At 65.3% G+C, this 16745-nt stretch carries 18 protein-coding genes; 11 read left to right on the plus strand and 7 right to left on the minus strand.

The features are described from left to right. Positions 1 to 535: 535 nt before the first annotated feature. Together ISP25_RS06090 and ISP25_RS06095 are read right to left on the minus strand one after the other, a co-directional pair. The gene (locus ISP25_RS06090) at positions 536 to 1384 is read right to left on the minus strand and encodes a methyltransferase domain-containing protein (RefSeq protein WP_404612449.1); all 849 of its coding nucleotides are present in this window, start codon (positions 1382 to 1384) and stop codon (positions 536 to 538) included. Continuing rightward, positions 1381 to 2082: a glutathione S-transferase N-terminal domain-containing protein gene (locus ISP25_RS06095; RefSeq protein ID WP_192154988.1), complete on the minus strand. Its 702-nt coding sequence runs from the start codon at positions 2080 to 2082 to the stop codon at positions 1381 to 1383. Before ISP25_RS06095 ends, ISP25_RS06090 begins: the two co-directional genes overlap by 4 nt. 126 nt (positions 2083 to 2208) lie before the next feature. Between ISP25_RS06095 and ISP25_RS06100 the strand changes: the two genes are divergently transcribed. Together ISP25_RS06100 and ISP25_RS06105 are read left to right on the plus strand one after the other, a co-directional pair. Continuing rightward, positions 2209 to 3258 carry an NAD(P)-dependent alcohol dehydrogenase gene (locus tag ISP25_RS06100; protein ID WP_404612451.1) on the plus strand — a complete coding sequence of 350 codons (1050 nt, stop codon included), beginning with the start codon at positions 2209 to 2211 and terminating at the stop codon, positions 3256 to 3258. Between the two features lie 108 nt (positions 3259 to 3366). Next, a complete protein-coding gene (locus tag ISP25_RS06105) occupies positions 3367 to 4212 on the plus strand; it encodes an NAD-dependent protein deacetylase (protein WP_404612453.1) in 846 nt (281 codons plus the stop codon). Positions 4213 to 4304: 92 nt separating this feature from the next. Here ISP25_RS06105 and ISP25_RS06110 read toward each other — a convergent pair whose 3' ends face one another. Then, a complete protein-coding gene (locus tag ISP25_RS06110) occupies positions 4305 to 5270 on the minus strand; it encodes an alcohol dehydrogenase catalytic domain-containing protein (RefSeq protein WP_404612455.1) in 966 nt (321 codons plus the stop codon). 315 nt (positions 5271 to 5585) lie between these two features. After that, complete coding sequence (locus tag ISP25_RS06115) at positions 5586 to 5972, minus strand: carboxypeptidase-like regulatory domain-containing protein (protein WP_404612457.1); 387 nt, start codon at positions 5970 to 5972, stop codon at positions 5586 to 5588. 522 nt (positions 5973 to 6494) lie between these two features. Between ISP25_RS06115 and ISP25_RS06120 the strand changes: the two genes are divergently transcribed. The 4 genes from ISP25_RS06120 (at position 6495) to ISP25_RS06135 (ending at position 8865) form a co-directional block, all read left to right on the plus strand. After that, positions 6495 to 6938, plus strand: coding sequence for an SRPBCC family protein (locus tag ISP25_RS06120; RefSeq protein WP_404612459.1), 444 nt, complete (start codon positions 6495 to 6497; stop codon positions 6936 to 6938). A gap of 104 nt (positions 6939 to 7042) precedes the next feature. Further along, positions 7043 to 7522: a VOC family protein gene (locus ISP25_RS06125; RefSeq protein ID WP_404612461.1), complete on the plus strand. Its 480-nt coding sequence runs from the start codon at positions 7043 to 7045 to the stop codon at positions 7520 to 7522. A 145-nt stretch (positions 7523 to 7667) separates the two neighbouring features. Further along, the gene (locus tag ISP25_RS06130; RefSeq protein ID WP_404612463.1) at positions 7668 to 8294 is read left to right on the plus strand and encodes an AHH domain-containing protein; all 627 of its coding nucleotides are present in this window, start codon (positions 7668 to 7670) and stop codon (positions 8292 to 8294) included. A 13-nt stretch (positions 8295 to 8307) separates the two neighbouring features. Beyond that, the gene (locus ISP25_RS06135; RefSeq protein ID WP_404612465.1) at positions 8308 to 8865 is read left to right on the plus strand and encodes a hypothetical protein; all 558 of its coding nucleotides are present in this window, start codon (positions 8308 to 8310) and stop codon (positions 8863 to 8865) included. A 152-nt stretch (positions 8866 to 9017) separates the two neighbouring features. On the opposite strand, the gene ISP25_RS06140 is transcribed toward ISP25_RS06135, so the two are convergent. Beyond that, positions 9018 to 9494: a hypothetical protein gene (locus ISP25_RS06140; protein WP_404612466.1), complete on the minus strand. Its 477-nt coding sequence runs from the start codon at positions 9492 to 9494 to the stop codon at positions 9018 to 9020. A 429-nt stretch (positions 9495 to 9923) separates the two neighbouring features. Here ISP25_RS06140 and ISP25_RS06145 point away from each other — a divergent pair, with 429 nt between their 5' ends. Then, on the plus strand, positions 9924 to 10625 hold the full coding sequence (locus tag ISP25_RS06145; protein ID WP_404612468.1) for a pirin family protein: 702 nt from the start codon (positions 9924 to 9926) through the stop codon (positions 10623 to 10625). Between the two features lie 81 nt (positions 10626 to 10706). On the opposite strand, the gene ISP25_RS06150 is transcribed toward ISP25_RS06145, so the two are convergent. Next, the gene (locus ISP25_RS06150) at positions 10707 to 11843 is read right to left on the minus strand and encodes an MBL fold metallo-hydrolase (RefSeq protein ID WP_404612469.1); all 1137 of its coding nucleotides are present in this window, start codon (positions 11841 to 11843) and stop codon (positions 10707 to 10709) included. 206 nt (positions 11844 to 12049) lie between these two features. Between ISP25_RS06150 and ISP25_RS06155 the strand changes: the two genes are divergently transcribed. Beyond that, a complete protein-coding gene (locus ISP25_RS06155) occupies positions 12050 to 12277 on the plus strand; it encodes a hypothetical protein (protein WP_192154964.1) in 228 nt (75 codons plus the stop codon). Between the two features lie 81 nt (positions 12278 to 12358). Here the strand turns inward: ISP25_RS06155 and ISP25_RS06160 are convergent, their stop codons facing one another. Beyond that, on the minus strand, positions 12359 to 13363 hold the full coding sequence (locus tag ISP25_RS06160) for an MBL fold metallo-hydrolase (protein WP_404612472.1): 1005 nt from the start codon (positions 13361 to 13363) through the stop codon (positions 12359 to 12361). A 312-nt stretch (positions 13364 to 13675) separates the two neighbouring features. Between ISP25_RS06160 and ISP25_RS06165 the strand changes: the two genes are divergently transcribed. The 3 genes from ISP25_RS06165 (at position 13676) to ISP25_RS06175 (ending at position 16510) form a co-directional block, all read left to right on the plus strand. Beyond that, the gene (locus tag ISP25_RS06165) at positions 13676 to 14395 is read left to right on the plus strand and encodes a hypothetical protein (RefSeq protein WP_404612473.1); all 720 of its coding nucleotides are present in this window, start codon (positions 13676 to 13678) and stop codon (positions 14393 to 14395) included. Between the two features lie 179 nt (positions 14396 to 14574). After that, the gene (locus ISP25_RS06170) at positions 14575 to 15405 is read left to right on the plus strand and encodes an AraC family transcriptional regulator (RefSeq protein ID WP_404612475.1); all 831 of its coding nucleotides are present in this window, start codon (positions 14575 to 14577) and stop codon (positions 15403 to 15405) included. Positions 15406 to 15436: 31 nt separating this feature from the next. Further along, a complete protein-coding gene (locus ISP25_RS06175; protein ID WP_404612477.1) occupies positions 15437 to 16510 on the plus strand; it encodes an alpha/beta hydrolase family protein in 1074 nt (357 codons plus the stop codon). Positions 16511 to 16745 lie beyond the last annotated feature (235 nt).

Below are 16745 nucleotides of genomic sequence, written 5' to 3' on the forward strand. Positions count from 1 at the left end.
TTTCGACAAACTTCGGAGACCATCTCCGTGAGGGTCTCTTGATACGACACATACAGTCCGCCCGTATCGCCTGGGTCAACCATGCGCGAGTATCGCAGCCGACCGTCCATGGTCAGCGCGGGTGTCCCAAGATTTTCCGAATTACCGCTAATGCTGCGGATTCGCTCCGCTACCGGCACTCGTTGCCGACGGGGGCGCGGCACTGGTGGTCGCGGGCATCGGAGTGCTGGCCGGCATGGCCGGCGGTGGCGTAGCCGGGGCCTGCGCGCTTGCCGCGTGACCGGGAGCCTCAGGAGGGGGAGGCATATCGCCGCTCTTGTTGCATGCCGACAATGCCAGCGAAGCCGCGATCAACAGCCCTGCTGTGACTGAACCTTTCATGGGTGGTCTCCGTTGCGGGGTTGGGTGCGAGCGCGGCGCCGTTGCAGCCTCACGTTCCACTTCCACGGCGAAACCGTGGTGCCGCGCTCGCGTATCGACCCTACTCAGGCGTTCGTCGATATTTCAGAGTCATTGCATGAAGACCTGGTTAACATCACCGCGGCGAAGACGGCCGCTGCGCGCGGAAGATCGCGACGCGATCGGATCTTGGTTCATCGTCAGCCGCCAGCCAGGATTCGGCGGCCAGCACGGCCGTGCAGGGCCCGAAACTGCATACGCGGAACGTGCGCCGAGCGGCCTCGCACCGCAATGCATCGAGCACTTCACGCAGAATCGTTCCGGTGAAGGGCGTATAGAGGTAGAACACGCTGCCGATGCCGAAATCGGCTTCGCGGGCATCGCCACGAACGAAATGTGCATTCGCCAAGTGCAGATCTCGCGCGCAGCGACGCGCGCTTTCCACGTAGGCGTGCTCGATCTCGATACCCAGACAACGCGCATCGCTGCAAATCGCCGCCAGCAGCGGCACGTGACCGAGACCGGCACCGAGATCGACCAGGGTGTCGTGCCCGCCGAGTTGCAGGCGATCCAGCAAATCGAACACATGGCGTGCCGGCGTGGGTTGGTAGAACACCATCTCCGGCGGCAATGCCTCGGCTTCCGCAGGCGTGCCGTGCGGCAACACGCCCGCTACCCATTCGTCCAGCCAGTCGTAGGCGTCGCCGCAGACGGATGCCGCGCCATCGCCGTCGCGCCACCTATGCCTCATCGCTTCGCGACCACGGCCCTGGCGAATCGCCAGGCGAACGGCTTCGTACTCCGTCGCGTTGGCCGCCTCCAGCTTCCGCTGGATCGCCTGCACGCGCCACATCCACTCGCCAGCCACCGGCATCCATGCATCGAGTCTGTCCAATGCCTCGATGCGTTCGCGCAAGCGCGCAGGTTCCGCCAGCGCATCATCGCGCTCCAGGGCTTCGATCAGCGTACGCAGGGCGTCGCTCAATGCGATGGAATCTTCAGGCCGCGCTGCACCGCCGGTCGCGCCAGGCCGCGCTGCAACCAGGCATCGACGTGCCTGAAGCGCTCGTATTCCACCAGCGCACCGGCGTCGTACCAGCCGATGAGGTTGTTCACCCAACCCAGCGTGGCGATGTCGGCGACGGTGTATTCGTCGCCCATGATCCATTCGCGCCCGGCGAGACGCTCGTCCAGCACGTCGAGCAGACGCTTCGATTCGTTGACGTAGCGCGCCAGCGGCCGCTTGTCCTCGTATTCGCGGCCAGCGTATTTGTGGAAGAAACCCACCTGGCCGAACATCGGCCCGATGGACGCCATCTGGAAGAACACCCATTGGATCGTCTCCCACCGCAGTATTGGGTCGGCAGGAATGAACTGACCGCTCTTCTCCGCGAGGTAAAGCAGGATCGCGCCCGACTCGAACAGCCCCAGCGGCTTCCCTCCCGGGCCGTGGGGGTCGACGATCGCGGGGATCTTGCCGTTCGGATTGAGCGCGAGGAACTCCGGCAGATGGCTCTCGTCCTTGCCGATATCCACCAGATGCGCCTCGTAGGGCAATCCGGTTTCCTCCAGCATGATCGATACCTTCACGCCATTCGGCGTGTTGAGCGAATACAGCTGGATGCGGTCGGGGTGCTGCGCTGGCCAACGCTGCGCAATCGGGAAGGCGGACAGACCGGGCATGGCAGGCTCTCGCTGGGGACAATCTCTCGCACATGGGTATGACCACCCCGCGCTTCAATGGCTTTGTTTTTATGGCCTGAAGCGTAGACTCGGCCGCTTGCGCTAACCCATCCCCGGAGAATCCGCATGACCCAGACCCGCGCCTACGGAGCCACTTCCGCCAGCGAGCCGCTGGCTCCGCTCAACATCGAACGTCGCGAACCCGGCCCACGCGACGTGAAGATCGACATCCTGTATTGCGGCGTCTGCCACTCCGACCTGCACACCGCACGCAACGAATGGCAGAACACGCTCTATCCCTCCGTGCCCGGCCACGAGATCGTGGGCACCGTGACCGCGGTAGGCGCGCAGGTGACCCAGTTCAAGCCCGGCGACACCGTGGGCGTGGGCTGCATGGTGGACAGCTGCCAGCACTGCGCCTCTTGCGCCGAAGGCGAGGAGCAGTACTGCGAGAACGGCTTCACGGGCACCTACAACGGCCCAATGTTCGGCGGCGAGAACACCTGGGGCGGCTACTCCGAAAACATCGTGGTGGACGAGAAATTCGTATTGCGCGTCAACCACAACGCGGAGCAGCTCGCCGCGGTGGCGCCGCTGCTGTGCGCTGGCATCACCACCTATTCGCCACTGCGCCACTGGAACGTCGGCCCCGGCAAGAAGGTGGGCATCGTCGGCCTGGGCGGCCTCGGCCACATGGGCGTGAAGCTGGCGCACGCGATGGGTGCGCACGTGGTGCTGTTCACCACCTCCCCCGGCAAGCAGGAGGACGCCAAGCGCCTCGGCGCTGACGAAGTGGTGGTGTCGAAAGATCAGGCGCAGATGGCCCAGCACACGGCCAGCTTCGATTTCATCCTCAGCACCGTGGCCGCCTCGCACAATCTCGATCCCTTCCTCGCCCTGCTCAAGCGCGACGGTACGCTGTGCCTGGTCGGTGCGCCGGAACACCCGCATCCGTCGCCCACCGTGTTCAACCTGATCCTCAAGCGCCGCCAGATCGCCGGCTCGCTGATCGGCGGCATCCGCGAGACGCAGGAGATGCTGGACTTCTGCGCGAAGCACGGCATCGTTTCCGACATCGAGATGATTCCGATCAAAGACATCAACCAGGCCTACGAGCGCATGCTCAAGGGCGACGTGAAGTACCGCTTCGTGATCGACATGGCGACGTTGGACTGACCGCCACTGAACCGTGTAGGAGCGCACCCTGCGCGCGATTGCCTCGGCCTCGATCGAGCACAGAGCCATCGTGCACAGGGTGCGCTCCTACAACAGGTTTGGCTCACCATGACCCCACTGCAAGCCTTCGTCGAAACCCACCCGCGACTGTTCGTGCTGACCGGCGCCGGTTGCAGCACCGCCTCCGGCATCCCCGACTACCGCGACCGCGACGGCCAGTGGAAGCGCACGCCACCCGTCACCTTTGCGGCCTTCATGCAGGAGCCGCACACCCGCCGCCGCTACTGGGCGCGCAGCCTGCTCGGCTGGCGCCGCTTCGGTCACGCGCTGCCGAACGCCACGCATCACGCGCTGGTCGAGCTGGAACGCCAGGGCCGGATCGAGCTGCTGGTGACGCAGAACGTGGACGGCTTGCACCAGCGCGCGGGCAACGGCAACGTGGTCGACCTGCACGGCCGGCTCGACACCGTGCGCTGCATGTCCTGCGACTGGCGCGGCACGCGCCACGACTTCCAGCGTGCACTGGTCGAGCGCAACCCGGAATGGACTCGGCTCGATGCCAATGACGCACCCGACGGTGACGCCGATCTCGAAGGACACGACTTCGGCCGCTTCGATGTGCCGCCCTGCCCGCACTGCAACGCCATCGTGAAACCCGACGTGGTGTTCTTCGGCGAAAACGTGCCGAGCGAACGCGTAGTCGCCGCCATGGATGCCTGCCGGCGTGCCGACGCGATGCTGGTGGTCGGCTCCTCGCTGATGGTGTATTCCGGCTACCGCTTCGCCCACGCCGCCGCGCAGGCCGGCAGGCCAGTCGCCGCCGTCACGCTGGGGCGCACCCGCGCCGATGCGCTGCTCGCATTGAAAGTGGATGCACCCTGCGAGGAAGCGCTCGGCTTCTTGTTGGCACCTGCATCACCTGACGCCCCCGGCGTCGCGACAGCCGCCACCTGAGCGAACCACTGATGCAACCGCCGCCACGCTGACGTGCCGGTCTCGTCGATGCGATACATGAGCGGCACGCGAGGCATGCCGCTCCCACGGCGTCAAACCAGCAGGACCTTGCCGCCCTTGCCAGCACTGGCCGCCGCCAGTGCCGCATCGAAGTCGCGCATGGGATAACGCGCGGCGATGGGAACCAGCTCGGGATGGCGCGACAGCAACTCCCAGCATTCGCGCTGCGCTCGTGCGAGCGTCGTGGCTTCGCAATGGTTCAGCCAGCCATCGATGCCGAAGCCCTGCCAGGAAAGATTGCGGTACACCATCGTGGCCGCATGCATTTCGAACGGCCGGTCGTCGAGCACGCCGTAGGACACCAGTCGGCCGCCGGGTACGGTCGCGGCGATCAACGCCGGTACGCCCGGGCCGCCCACCGCATCCAGCACCGCATCGTAGGGAGCGACGGCCGCCAACGCCCGCGCCACGTCGTCCGCCTGCGCCAGCATCTGCGTACCGGAGGCATCCAGCAGGCTATAGCTGTCGCCTGCGCGCACCAGACGCTCGGCCACCAGGCCACTCTGCAGCGCGAGATGCCCAAGCAGGCCCGCGACCACGGAACGTCCCGCCGTGACGAGTACACGCGCTCCCCGCGGCAGGCGCGCCACGTCGAGCAGGCCCCACGCAGTGAGCGGGTTCAGGCCAAACTGGCACACGACACCGTCATCCAGTTGCGCCGAAAGATCGTCGGGCACTGGGTAGACGCGCGCCGCCGGCGCCACGGCGAAATCCGCCCACGCCCCCGGATAGCGAAAGCCCACGCGCTGCCCCACGCGCACGTGACTTACTTCCACTCCGGCACTTTCGACCACGCCGGCCGCATCGAAACCGGCCACTTGCGGAAAAGCGGGCTTCACGCGATAGCGTCCGGCGATGAACATGCTATCGGCCGGCTGGATGACTCGCGCGCGCACTGCAATCAGTACATCGCGGGGACCGAGTTGCGGCGGCGGCACGTCCGCGAGACGAAGCACCTCGCGTGGCTCGCCAACCCGGTCAAACACAAGTGCAAGCATGGATCTTTCCTTGAATGAAGGGGGGACGCGTCTCTCACGCTGTGACGCAAGGGAGCGCATCTTGAAGCAAATGCCCGGGGAAAGGTTGTGTCGTGACGCACGATGGAAGCGTGACAACCCAGAAGCCATTGCTTTCTGGTCGACAGACTGCCCACGGAACACCGAACCCGGCGAGCCAAGCATCGGCACCCGCACGGACAGACGAAAAGGCCCGGCACCTTTCGATGCCGGGCCTTTGTTTGAGACAACCTCATGCCGGGCGAGTCCGCGGTCGTGCGCCATGGATCGAACCGCCCGGCGCATCCAGACCCAAGGTTACTTGCTCGCGATCTCTCCGCACTTCAGCACGGAGCAGTCGAAGTCCACCTCGATGCCGCGCCCCACGGTCACCGGCACGTTGAGATGCTCCGCAACCGCCTGGCCGTTCTGCTTCAGCGTGACCGTGTAGGTTCCCGGCATCAACGACGGTGCACTGTAGCGGCCAGCGGAATCCACGGTGACCGTGCGCCCGGAGCCGTTCATGACGCTACGCGCGGTGATGCTGTAACCCGTCGGCGCCTTGCCGAACACGCTGCCCGTGGTGGCCTGCGCGCTGGCCGTGGAAATGCCCGCCACGGCAAACGCGACGGCGACACCCGCCAGCACCAGGCTGCGGGACAGACGGCGCGAGATGCCGGAACGGATCGAGGAAATAGTATTCATGACTTGACGATCTCCATTGAGTACCAGGGGGAAAAGCGCGGACATGCCAGGGGTTTGGCGCTTGCCCGCGAAACGGGGCGGACAATGCCGCCCCAAACCGGCGTGTTGCCGGTATTTCGTGTGATCGACCGCTCAGGCCAGCAGCATGCCGCCGACAGTCATCACGCAAATCAGCAGGCAGGCACTGAACAGGCTCTGCAGGATCAGGGTTTCGTACTTGAAGAATTTCATGGCGGCTCTCCGTTGGATGGGAAATGAAGCTTTCGAGTTGGATATGGCAAAGGGCGTGCCAACACCGACATGCCTCGAAAACCCCTGTTTCAGGCTATTTCCCGCCGGCCGCCGGAAATCTTTGTCCGTCCGCGGACACACGCAACGGACAACGGACGCGCCGCGGACACGCACACTGCAGCGAGGGCAGCGACGACCGCAGAGTCCCCTCGCATCATCTGTGTCGATAGGCGACCGGCCCGTTCGTCGCCATCATGAGAACCCAACCCGCCACTCCCTTTGGAGGCCACCATGTCCGGCACCGTCCGCCTGCTGCGTGTATTCACCGCCCCGCCCGAGCGCGTCTACCGCGCCTTTCTCGATCCCGCGGCACTGGCCAAGTGGCTGCCGCCGGACGGCTTCACCTGCACCGTGCACGAACTCGATGCACGCGTCGGCGGCCGTTACCGCATGAGCTTCACCAACTTCGGCAGCGGCAACGGCCACAACTTCGGCGGTACCTACCTGGAACTGGTGCCGCACCAGCGCATCGTCCACGATGACCGCTTCGACGATCCTGGCTTGCCAGGCACCATGGTCACCACCATCGTCCTGCGCGAGGTCGGTTGTGGCACCGAGGTGCAGATCGAACAGGCAGGCATCCCCGACATGATCCCGACCGAGCAATGCCACCTCGGCTGGCAGGAATCGCTCACTTTGCTGGAGCGGCTGGTGGAACCGACGATTCCAGGCTGAGCCCGCGCATCAGGAAGATGGCGACATGGCACTGGCCGCGCCATTGGCTTCACCCTGCTTCGAATGAAGGGACGAATGCATCGCCCCATGCCAGGAGAACCCCGATGATGAGCAAGAACACGATTTGCCTCTGGTACGACGGCGCCGCGCTGGACGCCGCCACGTTCTACGCCGAGACGTTCCCGGACAGTACCGTGGGCGCGGTCCATCGCGCACCGGGCGACTATCCCGCAGGCAAGCAGGGCGACGTGCTGACGGTGGAGTTCACAGTGATGGGCATTCCATGCCTGGGCCTCAATGGCGGTCCCGGCGTTCCGCATACCGATGCGTTTTCGTTCCAGGTGGCCACCGACGATCAGGCCGAAACCGATCGCCTATGGAATGCCATCATCGGCAACGGCGGCCACGCCAGCGCCTGCGGCTGGTGCAAGGACCGGTGGGGTTTGTCCTGGCAAATCACCCCGCGCGCCCTGATGGCCGCGATCACCGACCCCGATCCAGCCGCGGCCAAGCGCGCATTCGCGGCGATGATGACAATGGCGAAGATCGATATTGCGGCGATCGAGGCGGCACGACGCGGATGACGGCAGCAACGCTCGACCACACCCCGGGTCGAGCATGCTTCCTTCCAGGCCGGCAACCTGAAAAAAACGTCACTGGCGTCCTCCGGGAAAAGGCACTCCCGCCCCCTGTTTTGCCGCATACTCGCCCCCTGCATTGGACAGCAACGTGCTCGCGCAGCGCAGCGGGGGACAGGCCATGACAGCGAAACCGAAGGACCTCCAGGCAGCCGGTGCATTGGCGCCCAGTACGCCTGGCAAGGTGTTCGAACTCACGATCGCGACCAACCGGATCGCAGCCGGCGCCCCTGACGTCAATCCATACGGAGTACGCAACGACCTGCTGACCCGCAAGGAGAAGGCGCGGGTGCGCTACAACAACGGCGTGACGCTGCCGACGTCGGCCGAACAACTGCTCGCCAATGCCGAGCGCCGCGACTACAACCACCGCCGGACCCTGTCCAGGAACATCGTCAAGGCGACGACGCAATCGCGTCCGGCCAGCACGTGCGCGCACCACATCGTCGCCTTGCGCGACCCGGAAGCGACCAACTCGCGCGCCCTGCTTTTCGGATGGGGCATCGGCATCAACGACGCCGACAACGGGGTCTTCCTGCCGCAGTCCTCCACCGGGCTGCCCGGCCATCCCAACGCGCCGCGCCACAACCCGCATCACCGTGTCGCCTATCACCTGGCCGTGTACGACGAACTGCAATACGCCGGAAACACCCAGCAAGGCCGGGCGACCTTGCGATTCCTCAAGACCAAGATACTTTCCGGAGCGCTACCGCTCTGACATGGACACGCCGATGACGATCTGGGAATTGCGTTGCGCCTCGGTCAACGATTACGCGATGGCTGTCCCGCTCAATCCGGGCGACGTGTCGGCCGGCCTGTTCCGCATTGACGGCAAGCCGCTGGAATGGAAGCGACCGCCGCGGATCGGCTTCGCCGACAGCACGCGCAAGAACCATGAGCGCCCCCCCGCCGACGTCAGCGCGATGGTGCCCGGCGCGATGGTGCTGAACGCGCATGCGCACGCGGTGCTGGCGCCGTTCCTGTCGGCATTCGGACAACTGCTCGAGCTCGACAGCGAGGGAGCGCCTGGTCCGCGCTTTTTCTACAACGTCACCCATCTGGTGCGCTGCGTGGACGTCGAGCACTCGGAGAAAAACGAACTCGGCCGCATCCGGCGTGAAGTGTTCGACCTGTCGAAAGTCCCCGCCGAAGCCGCCGTCTTCAAGGATCCTGCGACCGCCAGATCGCGCATCTACGTCAACGACGCCGGCAAGGCGGTCATCGACCAGTTGATCGCCTCGGCCGGGCTCAGCGGCATCGAGTGCGGGATGCTGGAACCTACCCTGTAGGAGCGGCTGGGTTCGCTCTCGGGCAGATCACGCCAAGCCCCCCCCTGACACGTGGCGGAGACGAACCAAGGATTGTCGATTTCGGCTTCGCAAAATCGGGAAATGATTTTTCCGTCGTCCCGATCTTTGCAGTCCGCAGCCAAGATCAAAAGTTAGAAAAAGAGATCCTTGATCTCCTGCGCACTGCTGCCGCGCCCCCCAGATTCCTCCTGAAACGCGCCAACCACGTCAGGATCCAGTGCCTCGAATATGTCTTGGGCGAATCGCCTGCAATTTGCACGGTCGTAGGTCGGACATAGTCGGCGCACCTCGCCGAACGCCTGCAAGACTCTACGGCAGGTGATCGTGTCTCCGCTGACGTGCCGCTCCACCAGCGTGTTGTACTTGCTCGGGTTGGCGCCAATCTGGAAGGTATCCATGCCATTGTTGCGCGAGATACGCAGCAGAAGCTGACCCTGAAGCTCGATCATCAGCTCCTGGTGATGCGATCCGTCCCAGCCGGTCCCTCGCAGCATGATCCTTCTGACGAAACGGTGCTGGTGCTGCCAGAACGGGTACCGGGGGTTCATCGTGAGCCCGTTGTTGAGGCCGCCACCACCCATGAAATCGTCATCGAAGATGTCTGCCATGGCACTCTCCCTGGTTGCCTGCTCAACTAAGCTTGGTGCGGATTGACGCGGCCTATTCGGCCATTCGACGCCCTGCATCGCCCAACTCCCCGTCCCAATGCTTGCCTCACCCTCTGGAGCTGCTGCTCGCCACCTGATCGCGAGTGCGGCGCACTGCATTGATCGCATTCAGAATACATCTATCAAACGCAGGTGGACTCTGCTCGTTCGAATGGGCAGCACCGGCGGTTGTAACCACGCCGCTATTAGCGTCGTCCGAGGCAGTGGATGGAGTCGCCCCCACTTGTGGCAAAAATGCACGCCTACTGCTTAGCCCCACTTTCATTGTCACCAACGACCCGCGACGGAAACAATCCGTTCACCGTTTGCCGGTTCCCCTCCGCCCTCCCCGGCCCCATGCTGTGCGCATCCACTCTTGAGGGCATTCCCATGATCGAACGCAGGCCTTTCGACCGCCTCGGCGGCGCCGACCACAGCTGGCTGAAGGCGAAACATCATTTCTCGTTCGCCGGCTATCACGAGCCTGCGCGCATGGGCTGGGGCGCGCTGCGCGTGTGGAACGACGACACCATCGCGCCGCACACCGGCTTCCCGCCGCATCCCCATTCCGACATGGAGATCATCACCTACGTGCGCGAGGGCGCGATCAGCCACCAAGACAGCCTCGGCAACAAGGGCCGCACCGTGGCGGGCGACGTGCAGGTGATGAGCGCCGGCAGCGGCATCACGCATGCCGAATACAACATGGAGGACGAAACAACGCGCATCTTCCAGATCTGGATCATCCCCGATGCGCACGGCCAGGCGCCGGCGTGGGGCACACGGCCCTTCCCCAAGGGCGAGCGGGCCGGGCGTTTCGTGGTCCTGGCCAGCGGCATCGCCGGCGACGGCGACGCCCTGCCCCTGCGCACCGATGCACGCGTGCTGGGCGCCACGCTGAAGGCCGGCGAGACGGCGGAATACGCGATGGCTACCGGTCGATACGGCTACCTGGTGCCGGCCAGCGGCGCAGTGGAACTCAATGGCGTGAAGCTGGAAGCCCGCGACGGCGCGGCGATCCGCGACGAACCCGTCCTGCGCGTCACCGCGCTGGAGGATGCCGAGCTGGTGCTGGTGGACGTGGCTGCCTGAAACTCCGCCCGGTTGCCATCGCGGCAATCGGGCGAAGCGGGTGCGTCGATCCTCGAAAAGTGCTCAGCTCCGTTTTCCCGCTCAATCCAGCGGCCAGGGCAACTGGTCGCTCAACTGCTCGTTGATAGCCGGTTCGGGCGATCCGGATCTGGTTGAAGACCTGTCGCCGACAGGCTGTCCGTGCCGCCACCAAGGCTGCACTTCGCGCCGTTCGACCGGCTCGACCGGCTCGCCGAGACGCGGCAACAGCAGTGCGGTGCCGTTGGGATCGGCCAAGGCGAGCAGGTCTTCGACCGGCTCGTCCCAGGCATGCGTGGACAGCGCGAACGTGCCCCAGTGCACCGGCATCAACACGCCGCCGCCGAGCAGGCGATGCGCCGCCAGCGCATTGGCGGGACCCAGATGGATGTCGCCCCAGGAGGGGTGGAACGCACCGACCTCGAGCATCACCAGGTCGAACGGGCCAAGCCTGTCGCGGATGGATTCGTATTCCGTGGTGAGACCCGTATCGCCGCTGAAAAACACGCGGTGGCGCTCGCCCGCCATCACCATCGACGACCACAGGGTCTGGTTGCGATCCTTCAGGCCGCGGCCGGAGAAATGCTGCGAAGGCGCGGCGGTAATGGTGAGACCGGTGCCGGGCACGCGGTGGCTTTGCCACCACACCAGTTCGGTGATGCGGGAAGGTTCGATGCCCCAGCTTTCGAGATGGGCGCCGACGCCCAGCGAAGTGACGAACGGCACCTTCGACTTCGCCAGTGCGCGTATGGTCGGATAGTCCAGGTGATCGTAATGATCGTGCGAGATGACCACGGCATCGATCGCGGGCAGGTCGCGCAGCCCGACCGGCACCGGCTGGAAACGCTTCGGCCCGAGCAGGGTGAACGGCGAGGCGCGCTGGCCCCACACCGGATCGGTGAGGACCCGCCACCCGTCGATCTCCAGCAGCACCGTGGAGTGCCCCAGCCAGGTGGCGCGCAACCCGCTCGACGGCCTGCGCAGCCATGCCGCACGCGGGTCGTCCGCGGGCAAGGGCTCCAGCGGCGTGCGGTTGTCGTCACCGCACAGAAACTCGCGCAGCGTCGGCCGCGCCGCCTGCGGATCGCGCAGGCCGGGCAGCACCGGATGGATATTGCGCAGGCGTTCGCCGTCCCACATCGGCAGATCGCGCAAACGCTCCAGCCGCTCGCCCTGCGGCGCCTTGCCGAAGGATTTCATGTTCCGCTCTCCGTCATCGCCAACCGCTTCCCTGAAACCATGGGGGCACGGCATGCCCGGACCAAGGTAGCCAGGTCAGAAGCCGTCCCGGCACCCTTTCCATGCGCCGAACATCACGGGCGCCAGGGGTCTTATCGATAACATCACTGCCGGCTAACGATCGCTGGCGCAGATTTGTTGCTCTGGCTATGCGAGGCCCCCCGTCCATGACACTCGAATCGCAACCCCAATCGCCGCGGCGCTTCCGGACATGGGTCAATTACTTCACGCATATCATGCATCCGTCATCGACGGCAGCATCCGACCGGCCTTTGCGGCCGATGACGAGGCGGCAACAATTGCTTGAAGCGCAGGAACTGAAGCAGCGCGCACAACGGGAGCATTTGCTTGAACTTCTTCGTGAGGTGAAGGACAGGCATCAGCCCCACGTTTGAGACATCCACAGGCACTCACTGAAAGGCCCGCAACAATGCGGGCCTTTGCTTTTCGGCAGGCGCGTCGCAGGCGTCGCGTCGTCAAGCCGGAGCAAGCGCACGCCGCCGTCGGATGCTTCTCCAGCGGCGCACCAGCCAGCGCACCAGCATGATCGCCAGAACGAGTATCAGGAAGGCTGCAAGACCCAATGCCATCAGTTCGTGCGGCTGATGGATGATGGTGAAACCGTCGTGCTCAGCATAGAGGCCATTGAATCCATCCAGGATGGCCGGAAGACGCAACAAGTCCGCCTTGGTCATCGGCAGCGCATGTTCGTCCGGATGATGGGTGGACCCGAACGGGAAGGTTTCACCGGCGCGGTTCATCTCGACATGGCCGCCCAGCACATAGGTGATCGGGCGGTTCTCGACGAAGTTCACCGCACGCTTCGCGCTGGCCTGGGCCGCGGCGGTGTTGTCGATCAACAGGCGACCCGGCAGGAAAAAATCCCCGGAGAAGAAAAGACCGGTATTGCGGTCGTAGAACGCGATGTGCGAAGGGTAGTGGCCGGGAACCGGCAACACGTCGACGGTCCGGTCGCCGAGATCGATCTGGGCAACGCCGTTGGGCCAGTCGGTGAAATGGAAATAGGATCGGACGTGATCGAGATCGGCGGGAACCACCGTCGCATCAGGCAGGTGCTCGAACTGCGGATCGCCGGCGCGATGGTCCAGGTGGCCATGCGTGTGGACCACGATCAAAGGCATCTTCGATGCCCCCTTACCCGGCAGCAGTCCCATGACCGTCTGTGCCAGCGGCATTCGTCCCGGGTCGGCCACGTCGCCCGTGTCGATCAACAGCGCTCTGTGGGAGCCCACCAGCAAATACATGAAGGGCGCCTCGAAGGTGGCACACAGGTTCTCGCGCAAAACATAGGTACGGTCGTTGTACGGATGCACCTGGATGGGCGGATGCGGCTTCGCGGTGCAGTCGTCCGCACCTTCATCCCAGTGCATATCCACCGAACCGGGCACAAGCTGCGACCGTGCGGATGGGGCCGCCGCCAACAGTCCAGCGGCGAGCAAGACACCAAGCAGGAATTTCATCGAGGTAGCCTTTCGACAGGGGAATCCGGCAAACGTAGCCGCGCGTTTGTCATGTGATGCCCAGATGCCGCGCAGGGTTTAATGCGTTCGGCCAAGGCATCGGCGTGCAGCAGCGGCATCGACGGGAAGGCTGGCTGCCACGCAAGCACGCATCCCTACGATGGCCCTGGCCGGGGGCGCCCAAGGGCCGGCTGGTTCCCGGCAAATCAGATTTGCCCACGGGATCGGAAAATCCGAAGGCTCATGCCGCCGCATCCAGGCGATCCGTGTGACCATCCCGGGTATCCCGCCCGACAACGAAGAGGTAAGCCCATGCAACCCATCGGCCAGCGTTTCCTGACGATCTATGCCGGCGTGCTCACCGTGGTATTCGCCGCCACGGTGCTGAGCGGCTTTGCGCTCGCACCCCGCAAACTGTCGCTAGACGAACTGGACGTGCACCGCATCAACGTGCGCGAGCCGGACGGCACGCTGCGTCTGGTGATCTCCGATGCCGCCACTGAGCCGGGCATCATCATCAAGGGCAAGGAATACCCGCACCCCAGCCGCAAGGCCGCCGGCATGATCTTCTACAACGACGAGGGCACCGAGAACGGCGGCCTGATCTTCGGCGGCGAGAAGGACAAGGACGGCACCAAGGAGTCGCACGGCCATCTGTCCTTCGACGCCTATGAGCAGGACCAGACCATGGCGCTGGATTCCCACCAAGAAAAGGACGGCCGCTATACCAAGCTGCAGTTCAACGACTATCCCGACTATTCGATCCTGGACGAAATCCAGCTCATGGATTCCATCAAGAGCCTGCCGTCGGATCAGCAGCAAACCCGGATGAAGGCGTTCTTCGCCGAACATGGCGGCCCGACCAAGCGCATGGCGCTCGGCCGCGACACCGACGGCAGCGTGCAGCTCGCCATGGACGACCTGCAGGGCCATCCGCGCATCGTGATGAAGGTCGCCAAGGACGGCTCGCCGTCGCTGCAGATGCTGGACGCCAACGGCAAGGTGACGGGCGAGCTGGTGCCCAAGCCGTAATCGACGCGTGTCGGTGCCAGCGAGAAAATCGCTGGCACCCCCTTCCCCCGGTCACGGGGAAAAGGGCGCTCTGCTTCCCTTTTTCTTCCACGGACCGAATCGCCCGCAAGAACGATCAAACGCGGCCGTCGAGGCTGCGGTTACCCTGCATCCCTCGACTCCACCGCCGGGTTTCAGGGATGGCTGCTGCCGAAAAAGCGCTCTGGTTCATTGAAAGCCACTACAGCGAGGATCTGTCGCTGGGTCGCATCGCCGAGGTGGCCGGGGTCTCACCGTTCCATCTGGCGCGGTTGTTCCCGGCGATGACCGGCTGTTCGGTGGTGCGCTACCTGCGCGGCCGCCGGATGACCGAAGCCGCGCGTCGCCTGGCCGGCGGCGCGCCGGACATCCTGGAGGTGGCACTGGCCAGCGGCTACGGTTCGCACGAGGCGTTCACGCGTGCCTTCGGCGAACAGTTCAGCCTGAGCCCGGCCAGCGTGCGCGAGCGCGGTTCGGTGACCGGTCTGGCGCTGGTCGAACCCTGGCGCACCGCCGACGGCGTACGCGCGACGTTGGACGAGCCCCGCCTTGCGCATGACGACACGCGCTTCATCGCCGGGCTCGGCTGCCGCTACACATCCGACACGACACAGGGCATTCCCGCGCAGTGGCAACGCCTGTCGCTGCATTTCTCGGCCGCCCTGCCGAAACGGCAGACTGCATACGGCGTGTGCTGCAACAGCGACGACGAGGGCAGCTTCGAGTACATCGCCGGCGTGGACGTGCCGGGCTTCGGCGGCCTGGATCCCGCGCTCAGCACCCTGCGGCTGCCGGCCCGCGAGTACGTGGTAGCCACCCATCACGGCCATATCTCGGAGATCCGCCACACCTGGCAGACCTTCGTCAACGACTGGCTGCCGCGCTCGGGCCTGCGGGTGGCCGATGCGCCCGATTTCGAGAAATACGGGGCCGATTTCAACGACACCACCGGCAGTGGCGACGTCGAGATCTGGCTGCCGTTGCAAACCTGACTCCCACGCCATCACCTTCGACGAGGACCGCATGACTGCACGCACCCTTCTTATTGTCTTGGCCGCCGCATCGCTGGGCGTCTGCACCCTGGCCCGCGCCGGCACGGTGGGCGAAACCCATCGCGTGGCGCATACACCGAGCGCCGCGCTGCGCGACGCGCAACATCGCGACGAACTGCGCATCACCGTGTGGTATCCCGCGGCCGGCAACGTCGCCGAGACGCCGCTGCAGATCGGTCCGCCGGAGCATCCGGTGTTCGACGCCGGCAGCGCCGCCGCCGATGCGCCCTTCGCGCCGGGCCGGCATCCGGTGATCCTGCTCTCGCACGGCTTCGGTGGCACCGCAAGGATCATGGCCTGGTTCGGCACCGCGCTGGCGCGTGCCGGCGACGTGGTGATCGCGGTGGACCACCCCGGCACCAACGGGCGCGATCCGATGACCATGACCGGCGGCCTGCTGGTGTGGGATCGCGCGGTGGACCTGCGCGTGGCCCTCGATGCAGCCAAGGACGACGCCCTCATCGGGCCGCATCTCGACGCGCAGCGCGTGGGCGTGGCGGGCTTTTCGATGGGAGGCCTCGCGGCCCTGGTGAGCGCCGGCGCGCGGGTCGACATCGACCACTACATCCAGTTCTGTCGATCGCACGCCACCGACGCCACGTGTGCCGCGCAGGCCGAGGCGCCCGACCAGACCTTGGCGGCCCGCGAGCAGGCATTGAAGGCGCCGGCGATGGCGGCGCTGGCGAAACACGCCGGCGACGATTACGCGATCCCCGGTGTCCGCGCGGTGTTCGTGATGGCACCCGGCGGTATCGAGGCGATGGCTCCCGCCAGCCTGCACACGCTGGACACTCCGGTGAGCATCCTGCTCGGCGAGGCTGACCCGGTGGCCCCGCCGGCCAGCAACGGCAAGCTTGCCGCGACCCTGCTGCCCCACGCCACCTTGAAAGCCCTGCCCGGCGTCGGCCATTACGACTTCCTCGCCGACTGCACGGCACAGGGCCAGCAACAGGAGCCGATCTGCCAGCACATCCGCGTGCCGCAGCAGCGCACCCATGCCACCGCGATCGCCACCGCGGAAGCGTTCTTCGCTGGCCATCTCTAGCGCCCGCCGGATGAAAGTGTCAGGGACAGGTGATCGCAAGTCGGGCAGCCCCGCCACCGCCAGCGCGCACGCATCGGTTGCTGACCGAAACGATGCGCCGCGTGTCCTGCGCGCGTTCGCGCAACCAGTCGAGCAGGCGCGCATCGCCATGGAAAGCAGGTGCGCCGCGATACCGCCAGGTATCAGCGGCGTATCCAGTGGCGGCACGTCATCCAGCGTGTATGCAGGCACGACA

It is taken from the genome of Rhodanobacter hydrolyticus, from assembly GCF_044904645.1.

Excerpts from the sequence above, each read along its gene's own strand:
- ISP25_RS06160 (WP_404612472.1), bottom strand. The coding sequence starts at position 13,363 with ATGAAATTCCTGCTTGGTGTCTTGCTCGCCGCTGGACTGTTGGCGGCG.
- ISP25_RS06120 (WP_404612459.1), top strand. The coding sequence starts at position 6,495 with ATGTCCGGCACCGTCCGCCTGCTGCGTGTATTCACCGCCCCGCCCGAG.
- ISP25_RS06165 (WP_404612473.1), top strand. The coding sequence starts at position 13,676 with ATGCAACCCATCGGCCAGCGTTTCCTGACGATCTATGCCGGCGTGCTC.
- ISP25_RS06105 (WP_404612453.1), top strand. The coding sequence starts at position 3,367 with ATGACCCCACTGCAAGCCTTCGTCGAAACCCACCCGCGACTGTTCGTG.
- ISP25_RS06145 (WP_404612468.1), top strand. The coding sequence starts at position 9,924 with ATGATCGAACGCAGGCCTTTCGACCGCCTCGGCGGCGCCGACCACAGC.
- ISP25_RS06155 (WP_192154964.1), top strand. The coding sequence starts at position 12,050 with ATGACACTCGAATCGCAACCCCAATCGCCGCGGCGCTTCCGGACATGG.
- ISP25_RS06150 (WP_404612469.1), bottom strand. The coding sequence starts at position 11,843 with ATGAAATCCTTCGGCAAGGCGCCGCAGGGCGAGCGGCTGGAGCGTTTG.
- ISP25_RS06095 (WP_192154988.1), bottom strand. The coding sequence starts at position 2,082 with ATGCCCGGTCTGTCCGCCTTCCCGATTGCGCAGCGTTGGCCAGCGCAG.
- ISP25_RS06140 (WP_404612466.1), bottom strand. The coding sequence starts at position 9,494 with ATGGCAGACATCTTCGATGACGATTTCATGGGTGGTGGCGGCCTCAAC.
- ISP25_RS06100 (WP_404612451.1), top strand. The coding sequence starts at position 2,209 with ATGACCCAGACCCGCGCCTACGGAGCCACTTCCGCCAGCGAGCCGCTG.
- ISP25_RS06175 (WP_404612477.1), top strand. The coding sequence starts at position 15,437 with ATGACTGCACGCACCCTTCTTATTGTCTTGGCCGCCGCATCGCTGGGC.
- ISP25_RS06115 (WP_404612457.1), bottom strand. The coding sequence starts at position 5,972 with ATGAATACTATTTCCTCGATCCGTTCCGGCATCTCGCGCCGTCTGTCC.
- ISP25_RS06125 (WP_404612461.1), top strand. The coding sequence starts at position 7,043 with ATGATGAGCAAGAACACGATTTGCCTCTGGTACGACGGCGCCGCGCTG.
- ISP25_RS06110 (WP_404612455.1), bottom strand. The coding sequence starts at position 5,270 with ATGCTTGCACTTGTGTTTGACCGGGTTGGCGAGCCACGCGAGGTGCTT.
- ISP25_RS06170 (WP_404612475.1), top strand. The coding sequence starts at position 14,575 with ATGGCTGCTGCCGAAAAAGCGCTCTGGTTCATTGAAAGCCACTACAGC.
- ISP25_RS06135 (WP_404612465.1), top strand. The coding sequence starts at position 8,308 with ATGACGATCTGGGAATTGCGTTGCGCCTCGGTCAACGATTACGCGATG.